This is a genomic window from Neobacillus niacini NBRC 15566 (genome assembly GCF_001591505.1).
In the GTDB taxonomy this organism is placed as follows: domain Bacteria; phylum Bacillota; class Bacilli; order Bacillales; family Cytobacillaceae; genus Neobacillus; species Neobacillus niacini.
In genome coordinates this window covers 1-8,118 of sequence record NZ_BCVA01000087.1, presented here as the reverse complement: position 1 = coordinate 8,118, position 8,118 = coordinate 1, and the positions used below count along the sequence as shown (strand labels likewise).

The window sequence follows — 8,118 nt, the reverse complement described above, 5'->3', positions numbered from 1 at the left end:
TAAATTTTATAATAATCGCGCATAAAACTGGAGATAAAATCCGCCCAAGCAATTGGGCGGATTTTTTATATATATATTTGGAAGTGTTAAAAGAGAAGTATTTATATTGGCACTCTGTTAATTTGCGCGGAAGGCACGAAGACTCCTCGAAAATGCTACCGCATTTTCTTCGTGCGTGGGCGGATTCAGAGATGCCCTTTCAATGTCCTGCAGGAGTACGGAGCAGGTGAGACCCCACAGGCGCTTGCGCCGAGGAGGCTCACTGCAACGCCTGCGGAAAGCGAAGTGCCTCGGGGCAGGCAAAAACCGCCTGTCCCTGCGGTGATTATTCCAAGAAGCATTCCTTGGTGGAGCGCAAATCAACAGAACCTATTAATAGAGACAAAAAAGCCCTATTGGAATTAACCAATATGGGCTTTTGTCATATTTAAGATTTCCTTTAATCGCTCATCCACTTCACGGCATACTCTTAATGCGTCTTCTGGACGCTTAACAACATCCGTATGATCCATATCAACAATCAAGACATCACTGGCATTATAGTTATTAATAACCCACTCATCATAACCCTTCCAAACCTCAAAGTAGTATTCCTTCAGTTCAGGGTTAATTTCAAAGCTTCTGCCACGTGCCATGATTCGATCGATTACCGTTTCAAAAGAACCTTTTAGATAAACCATTAAATCAGGTGCCTTTTTTGGAAGTTCATTTAATTCTTCCATCATATTCTCAACTAGCTCTTCATATATTCTAAATTCAAGGTCAGAGATTCTCCCAAGATTTTTGTTTACATAGGCAAAGTACCAATCCTCGTATATGGAGCGGTCCTGAATCGTGTAAATAGGATCTTTCCAGCTTACAGAATCCTTTACTGTTTTAAATCGTTTATTTAAGAAAAACAATTGTAAGAGAAATGGGATTCTTCTAGCATCCAGTTCTTCTGGAGTTAGTTCATAATAGAGCGGGAGAATGGGATTATTATCAACCGTTTCATAAAAAACCTTACTATCAATCCCGTTTCTTTGAAAATGTGCATGTAATATATCAGCCACACTTGTCTTGCCTAGACCTATCATACCACCAATAACGATACTCACTTACATCCCCCAATTCTTATCCTATGTTTGTCGTGCTGCCTTTTTTTAATGAACCCATGAGCTTTTCTATTATAAAATTTAAATCATCTTCATTTTTAACGAAATCTAATTCATCACCATTAAAGCGAAGAACAGGAATTTCTGGATGTGATTGCTCAAAGCGCGTAATGGTTTGTTCATAATCAAGCGATAGTTGTTCTAAATATAAAGGACTGATATTTTTCTCTACCTCACGTCCTCTAATTTTAATTCGTTTTAAAAGAGTATCTAAGCTTGCATTTAGATAAATAATAACATTTGGCTTTGGCATGTCTTCCGTTAGGAGCTGATAAATTTTATAGTATTTTTGATATTCATCGGGGTTTAGAGTTCTCTGTGCAAAAATTAAATTTTTTAAAATATGATAATCTGCTACAACAGCCTGACTTTTGCTTAAGTAATGGGTATTAATATCCCCTAATTGCTTATAGCGATTGCAAAGAAAAAACATTTCCGTCTGGAAACTCCACTCTTCAATATTGTCATAAAACTTCCCCAAAAATGGATTTTCATCGACAATCTCTTTTAATAAAGCAAATTTAAATTGATCTGAAATGGCTTTTGCGAGAGATGTTTTACCTACACCAATCGGCCCTTCAACGGTAATAAAGGGAGTATAACCCATTGCATGTCCTCCTTCTCCAACTGCCTGCAAATTCTATGTTAACCAGTACTAAACTGGAACCTTTTTTTTAACGTTCTTAATGGCACAAATAATATATTATCATAATCTTTCACAGGAAGGGATATGGAAATTGTTGAAGAAGGAATTTTAGTGTCGAATATTTAAAAAAACTGCCGAAATACGGCAGTTTATGTTATGAAAATAGTTTAACCTCTTTTTACCACATTGAAATTTTCAACTATTAACAGCCAATTTTGCGGAAATGCTAAGCCAAGCTTCCAATAACTCATCCCTCTAATACCCAATTCTTTTATCAAATTAAACTTCGCTTGGATGGAGCGAGCATCCTCAAACCAAACTTCATGCCGCTTTCCATCTGCCGCCGTGTATCGGAAAAACGGTGCCTGTGCTTTTGTATCATACTGAATCGGAACGTTATTTTCAGCAGCAAGTTCAATTGCTTGCTGCGGACTCACTGCTTTTGCTATAGAACCTTGCACAAATGGAAGAGTCCAGTCATATCCATATAAATTCTGGCCCATTAAGATTTTATTTGGCGGCATTTCTGTAATTGCATAGTCTAAAACCTTTCGAACCTGATCAATAGGCGAAACTGCCATGGCAGGACCGCCGCTGTAGCCCCATTCATAGGTCATAATTACGACAAAATCCACTATTTGACCATGTGCCCTGTAATCATGTGCTTCATACCATTTTCCTTTTTGTGTAGCACTTGTTTTAGGAGCTAGAGCTGTTGACAGTAACCAGCCTTCCCTTTGAAATCTAGCTTTTGCTTTTCGTAAAAATTGGTTATAGGCTTCACGGTCGGCCGGCCGTAAAAATTCAAAATCGAAATGAATATCTCTAAAGTCATATTTCTTTGCAGTAGCAACGATATTATTTAAGAATCTATCTTGTATGGGGATATCATTTAGTAAAATACGACCTAATTCATCACTAAATTGATCATTTTCCTGGTTAGTAATTACCATCATTAAAACATTTCGATTTGCTCTCGCAATGGCTGGGAAATTATTTAATAAAGGTTCCTTTAAAGATCCATCACGAAGAGCTTGAAAACTAAATGGGGCCAGGTAGGTTAAATAGGGTGCAGCTTCTCGCGCACTTGTTTCTAAAATAGGTGCAACACTAGTGCCTCGAGGTTCCACGTAAGCATTAAATTCTCCTCTTCTTTTTGGAGCCGGAGGTATATAAAGACGAAAGCCCACATATAGTTGTTGATTAAGTGAAATACGATTAACTGAGGCGATTTGTTGATAGGGTACACCTGTTTTTTGCCCGATTGACCATAGACTGTCTCCTGGCTGTACATAATAAAAACGGCCAACAATCGGAATTACCATTGCTTGCCCAACGACAAGATTATTTGGATTAGGGATATCATTAGCATCAACAATATCATTCACTGTTGTATTGTATGCCCTCGCAATGGTTGTTAATGATTCATTTGCTCTCACAACATGAATTTGCATATTCTTCCCCTCCTAAGCAAGAACGCTACATCTATTCTATGAGGGAGATAATCATTTCATGATATAATGGGGAAAATATCAGTAGGAAGAGTGTCAATGATCAAATAAGGCGGTAAACTTTATGACGATTGATGAATTTTCAGATGAATTTTATATGAAAGAAGCGATAAAGGAAGCGAGAAAGGCAGAAGCACTACTGGAGGTTCCGATTGGGGCCATCGTGGTGATAGATGGGAAAATTATTTCCAGGGCGCATAATTTACGTGAAAGTAAACAAAGTGCGGTTGCTCATGCCGAACTATTAGCAATCGAACGTGCATGTCAGCTAGTAGGATCATGGCGGCTGGAGAACGCGAGCCTTTATGTCACACTTGAGCCTTGTGCGATGTGCTCGGGTGCCATAATCTTGTCCAGGGTGAAGAGAGTCGTTTATGGTGCCGCTGACCCAAAGGGAGGCTGTGCGGGGACATTTATGAACCTCCTTCAGGATGAACGTTTCAATCACCAAAGCGAAGTAACCAGCGGTGTCCTAGAGACAGAGTGTGGACAGTTATTATCTGACTTCTTTCGTCAGCTTCGAGAAAAAAGAAAAATAGCAAAAAAACAATCTTTACAGTAATTTACAATTGTAAAAGATTGATTTTTTTCTCAAAAGTTAGTATACTAAAAAAGCGTCAGATAAAGACGCCTTAATTTATTATCAACTTTGCCGTGCTAGGCGGGGAGGTAGCGGTGCCCTGTACTCGCAATCCGCTCTAGCGAGGCTGAATCCCTTCCCGAGGCTGGTATCCTGTAGGGTCCGCCTTAAGTAAGTGGTGTTGACGCCCGGGTCCTGCGCAATGGGAATCCATGAACCATGTCAGGTCCGGAAGGAAGCAGCATTAAGTGGAAGCTCTCATGTGCCGCAGGGTGGCCTGGGCCGAGCTAACTGCTTAAGCAGCGCCTATGGGTGCGTAGTCGACGGAAGGTGCACGGCAGTTTATAATGTAAAAACAACTCATTTCGCTTACGAGATGAGTTTTTTTGTATTCTCTTTGATAAATAGAAAAAGGATACGTTATAATGATTAAGAAAGAATTTTTTGAAGGGGGCGATGTTTTTGGCTTATCAGGCTTTATATCGTGTTTGGCGTCCTCAGCAATTTATTGATGTAGTAGGACAAGAACATGTTACGAAAACATTGCAGAATGCCCTGCTTCAGCAAAAAATTTCCCATGCCTATTTATTTAACGGACCACGAGGAACAGGTAAAACCAGTGCAGCAAAGATCTTAGCTAAAGCAGTAAATTGTGAACGGGCACCAGTTTCTGAACCCTGCAATGAATGTGAAGCGTGCAAGGGAATTACTAATGGAACAATATCAGATGTGCTTGAATTTGACGCAGCATCCAACTCCAGAGTGGAAGAAATGCGGGATGTGCTTGATAAAGTAAAGTTCGCTCCAACCGCTGTTAACTACAAGGTCTATATTATTGATGAAGTGCATATGCTATCCATTAGTGCTTTTAATGCGTTGTTAAAAACGTTGGAGGAGCCGCCAAAGCATGTTATCTTCATTTTAGCCACGACCGAACCGCATAAAATACCCTTAACGATTATCTCAAGATGTCAACGATTTGATTTTAGACGGATTACAGCACAATCGATCGTAAATAGAATGAAATTAATCGTTGAGGAAACAAGCGTGAAGTGTGAAGAAGACGCCTTAAAGATGATTGCTAGAGCGGCTGAAGGTGGTATGCGTGACGCCTTAAGTCTTTTAGATCAAGCTATTTCTTTTAGTCAGGATGTAGTAACGGTTGAAGACGCATTGACGGTCACCGGATCAGTTTCTCAAGGATTCTTAAATAAACTTGCAAAAGCTGTTTTGGATCAGGATGTAGCGAGTGGATTAGAAGCATTAGAGGAATTGTTGTTTCATGGGAAAGACCCGTCAAGATTTATTGAGGACTTTATATTATATTATCGAGATATGCTGCTATACAAAACAGCACCAAACCTTGAAGAATCTCTAGATAGAGTCTTACTGGATGAGGAGTTCCGTCAAATTGCAGAGGCTGTTTCTTATGATGAGATTTATCAGCTCATTGATTTATTAAATAAGACGCAACAAGATATGCGTTGGACCAACCATCCGAGAATCTTTTTGGAAGTTGCAATAGTTAAACTGTGTCAAACGGAAACGAAGCAGATAGAGAAAATGCCGGATGGACAAATCTCTCAGCTGCTAAAAAAAGTTGAACAGCTTGAGCATGAATTACAACTCTTAAAAACAAATGGGTCTGTTGTGGTTCATGAAACAGCACCGCAGGCTGCGCAAAAGCCTTCACAAAGAAGTTCAAGAAAAGGGTTCCAGCCTGCAGTTGGCAGAATAAATGACGTATTAAAAAAGGCAACCAAGAATGACCTAAATCAAATTAAAAGCAAATGGGGCGAAATGAGAGGAAGGTTAATGAAATCTCATGCTGCGCTATTAAATGAGGCGGAGCCAGCAGCCGCATCAACCGACGCTTTTATTTTAAAATTTAAACATGAAATCCACTGTCAAATGGCAATGGATAATAACCGTTTTGTAGAGACGATTACAATTGCTCTACAAGAATTAACAGGAAATCGCTACCTCGTCCTTGGTGTGCCGGAAGACCAATGGATATCTATCCGAGAAAACTTCTTAAGCACACAGCATTATGTCGAAGGAGAAACTCCTGAATCCAAGCAGGAAGAAGAGCCGCATATAGTAGAGGCAAAAAACTTGTTTGGTGCTGAATTCGTAGAAATTATTGACTAATTAATTGGAGGTAACAGGTTATGCGTGGTGGAATGGGTAATATGCAAAATATGATGAAACAAATGCAAAAAATGCAAAAGAAAATGGCTGAAGCCCAGGAAGAATTGGGTCAGCAAAAGATTGAAGGAACGGCAGGCGGCGGAATGGTGACTGTCATTGTAACAGGACACAAAGAAGTGGTGGATGTTCAAATCAAACCGGAAGCCGTCGATCCAGACGATATCGAAATGCTTCAAGATTTGGTCTTGGCTGCAACAAATGACGCACTGAAAAAAGTAGAAGAGCTTACAAACAATACAATGGGCCAATTTACAAAAGGAATGAATCTGCCTTTTTAAATATTGAAGATCGAGCATATGCGCCTTTTTTAAGGCGCATATGCTTTTCTAGGAGAGGAATAATAGATAATGCATTATCCGGAACCGATTTCAAAGTTAATTGACAGTTTTATGAAGCTGCCAGGTATAGGACCGAAAACGGCTGCTCGTTTGGCTTTTTATGTTTTAAGTATGAAAGAAGATACTGTGCTGGATTTTGCCAAGGCACTTGTAAATGCCAAACGAAATTTAACCTATTGCTCTGTCTGTGGTCACATTACAGATCAGGATCCATGTTATATATGTGAAGACCAACGTCGAGATAAAAGTACGATTTGTGTGGTTCAAGATCCAAAGGATGTCATTGCAATGGAGAAGATGAGGGAATTCAATGGTTTGTACCATGTATTGCACGGTGCTATTTCACCTATGGATGGAATAGGTCCTGAAGATATCAATATTCCTGATTTATTAAAACGTCTCCATGATGAAACTGTAAAGGAAGTTATTCTAGCTACGAATCCGAATATTGAAGGAGAAGCAACGGCAATGTATATTTCCCGCTTGCTCAAACCATCAGGGATTAAGATTACGCGGATTGCTCATGGGCTTCCAGTTGGAGGCGACCTAGAATATGCAGATGAAGTTACCTTATCGAAAGCTCTAGAGGGTAGAAGAGAAATTTAATTTAAAAGCAGAGTACCGGGGGAATAAGATGTTTTTCCAGCGTAAAGGGTGGCTGCGAAAAGAGTTTGACCAAAAACTTTTATCTCAGTTACAAGAGTATAAAGAACAATGGCAGAAACAAAAACAATTACTCGACAAAAGTTTTGATCCTTCTGAAGAAGCGATATGCCAGACAAAAATAGCTCAAGTAAAGTATTTCTTTCTATTAAGAGAAGCAAAAGAGAGAAATGTAAGGATTAAAAGGTAAAAATAAAGCTATCACTATTTAAGGTCTTTTTTTGATAACTTGTACATATGTTGTTATAAAAGGATTTTGAAGGGGGATAGCTTTTTTGGAACCAATAATGATTATTGCCATATTAGGCGGGCTCATACTTATTCTTTTGTTTGCTGGGGCTCCCTTTAAGCCAGCTAGGTTTATCGGTCAAGCTGTTGTAAAATTGTTGATAGGCGCACTATTCTTATTCTTTTTAAATACAGCAGGAAGTAGCTTTGGAATTCATGTACCAATAAATTTTGCGACATCAGCTGTATCTGGATTTCTTGGAATTCCAGGATTAGTTGCGTTGGCTGCTATCCAACAATATATTATTTAATTGAAGTAAACCGCTGTTTCTTAGCGGTTTTTTATTATTTTGGCTCTGTTATTATTCATTGATGAATTTCGTATAGGCATGAGTACTCATAGGCGGAGAAATTTCGGCTAATGTATATAGAGGCGCTTAAGAAGCATATATAAGCGGAGATATTCCTATTAACTGCTTTAAAAAAGACAAAATTCAAAGATTTGGTTAATATAAGCGGAAAAACTTCCTTTATTTTTAAGTAAATAAGGGTATTTTCCCATTTAGCCGGAATTTTTCCCTTTATTTTTCAAACACAGTGAAATAAACATTCATTTATAACAGAGCCATTTATTTTTAAAAAAACTATTGACCAATCTAGTAATGTACTGTAATATATTAAAAGTCGTCACAAACGACAACGCAACACATTGAAAAAGTTATTGACTTAATAACTTGGTTATGATATATTAATAAAGTCGCTTGTGAGCGATTATGTAAGATTGATC

General features: G+C 38.7%; 9 protein-coding genes, 1 other RNA gene and 1 pseudogene. 8 read left to right on the top strand and 3 right to left on the bottom strand.

What is annotated here, in order from left to right; genetic code table 11:
• Nucleotides 1–230, top strand: a pseudogene (locus tag BANA01_RS30235) (hypothetical protein); the annotation flags it as partial.
• Nucleotides 231–401: 171 nt separating this feature from the next.
• On the opposite strand, the gene BANA01_RS28470 reads toward BANA01_RS30235, so the two are convergent.
• From BANA01_RS28470 to BANA01_RS28460, 3 genes are all read right to left on the bottom strand, one after another.
• A complete protein-coding gene (locus tag BANA01_RS28470; RefSeq protein ID WP_063255634.1) occupies nucleotides 402–1,097 on the bottom strand; it encodes a deoxynucleoside kinase in 696 nt (231 codons plus the stop codon).
• A 16-nt stretch (nucleotides 1,098–1,113) separates the two neighbouring features.
• Nucleotides 1,114–1,761, bottom strand: a complete 648-nt coding sequence (locus BANA01_RS28465) for a deoxynucleoside kinase (protein WP_063255633.1) — start codon at nucleotides 1,759–1,761, stop codon at nucleotides 1,114–1,116.
• Nucleotides 1,762–1,967: 206 nt separating this feature from the next.
• The gene (locus tag BANA01_RS28460; protein ID WP_063255632.1) at nucleotides 1,968–3,254 is read right to left on the bottom strand and encodes a glycosyl hydrolase family 18 protein; all 1,287 of its coding nucleotides are present in this window, start codon (nucleotides 3,252–3,254) and stop codon (nucleotides 1,968–1,970) included.
• Nucleotides 3,255–3,375: 121 nt separating this feature from the next.
• On the opposite strand from BANA01_RS28460, the gene tadA reads away from it, so the two are divergent.
• The 7 genes from tadA (at nucleotide 3,376) to BANA01_RS28425 (ending at nucleotide 7,642) form a co-directional block, all read left to right on the top strand.
• On the top strand, nucleotides 3,376–3,873 hold the full coding sequence (gene tadA / locus BANA01_RS28455) for a tRNA adenosine(34) deaminase TadA (protein ID WP_063255631.1): 498 nt from the start codon (nucleotides 3,376–3,378) through the stop codon (nucleotides 3,871–3,873).
• A gap of 90 nt (nucleotides 3,874–3,963) precedes the next feature.
• An RNA gene (ffs, locus tag BANA01_RS28450) (signal recognition particle sRNA large type) lies at nucleotides 3,964–4,229 on the top strand.
• Between the two features lie 124 nt (nucleotides 4,230–4,353).
• Nucleotides 4,354–6,042 carry a DNA polymerase III subunit gamma/tau gene (gene dnaX / locus BANA01_RS28445; RefSeq protein WP_063255630.1) on the top strand — a complete coding sequence of 563 codons (1,689 nt, stop codon included), beginning with the start codon at nucleotides 4,354–4,356 and terminating at the stop codon, nucleotides 6,040–6,042.
• A gap of 20 nt (nucleotides 6,043–6,062) precedes the next feature.
• Nucleotides 6,063–6,380 (top strand): YbaB/EbfC family nucleoid-associated protein, encoded by a 318-nt coding sequence (locus BANA01_RS28440; protein ID WP_045519285.1) that lies wholly within the window; start codon nucleotides 6,063–6,065, stop codon nucleotides 6,378–6,380.
• A gap of 69 nt (nucleotides 6,381–6,449) precedes the next feature.
• The gene (recR, locus tag BANA01_RS28435; RefSeq protein ID WP_063255629.1) at nucleotides 6,450–7,046 is read left to right on the top strand and encodes a recombination mediator RecR; all 597 of its coding nucleotides are present in this window, start codon (nucleotides 6,450–6,452) and stop codon (nucleotides 7,044–7,046) included.
• Nucleotides 7,047–7,074: 28 nt separating this feature from the next.
• Complete coding sequence (locus BANA01_RS28430) at nucleotides 7,075–7,293, top strand: YaaL family protein (protein ID WP_063255628.1); 219 nt, start codon at nucleotides 7,075–7,077, stop codon at nucleotides 7,291–7,293.
• An 85-nt stretch (nucleotides 7,294–7,378) separates the two neighbouring features.
• Nucleotides 7,379–7,642 (top strand): pro-sigmaK processing inhibitor BofA family protein, encoded by a 264-nt coding sequence (locus BANA01_RS28425; RefSeq protein WP_063255627.1) that lies wholly within the window; start codon nucleotides 7,379–7,381, stop codon nucleotides 7,640–7,642.
• Nucleotides 7,643–8,118 lie beyond the last annotated feature (476 nt).

What these genes read in the sequence shown, in the direction of transcription:
- BANA01_RS28465 (WP_063255633.1), bottom strand. Translation starts at nt 1,761, where the DNA reads ATGGGTTATACTCCCTTTATTACCGTTGAAGGGCCGATTGGTGTAGGT.
- BANA01_RS28460 (WP_063255632.1), bottom strand. Translation starts at nt 3,254, where the DNA reads ATGCAAATTCATGTTGTGAGAGCAAATGAATCATTAACAACCATTGCG.
- tadA (WP_063255631.1), top strand. Translation starts at nt 3,376, where the DNA reads ATGACGATTGATGAATTTTCAGATGAATTTTATATGAAAGAAGCGATA.
- BANA01_RS28440 (WP_045519285.1), top strand. Translation starts at nt 6,063, where the DNA reads ATGCGTGGTGGAATGGGTAATATGCAAAATATGATGAAACAAATGCAA.
- recR (WP_063255629.1), top strand. Translation starts at nt 6,450, where the DNA reads ATGCATTATCCGGAACCGATTTCAAAGTTAATTGACAGTTTTATGAAG.
- BANA01_RS28430 (WP_063255628.1), top strand. Translation starts at nt 7,075, where the DNA reads ATGTTTTTCCAGCGTAAAGGGTGGCTGCGAAAAGAGTTTGACCAAAAA.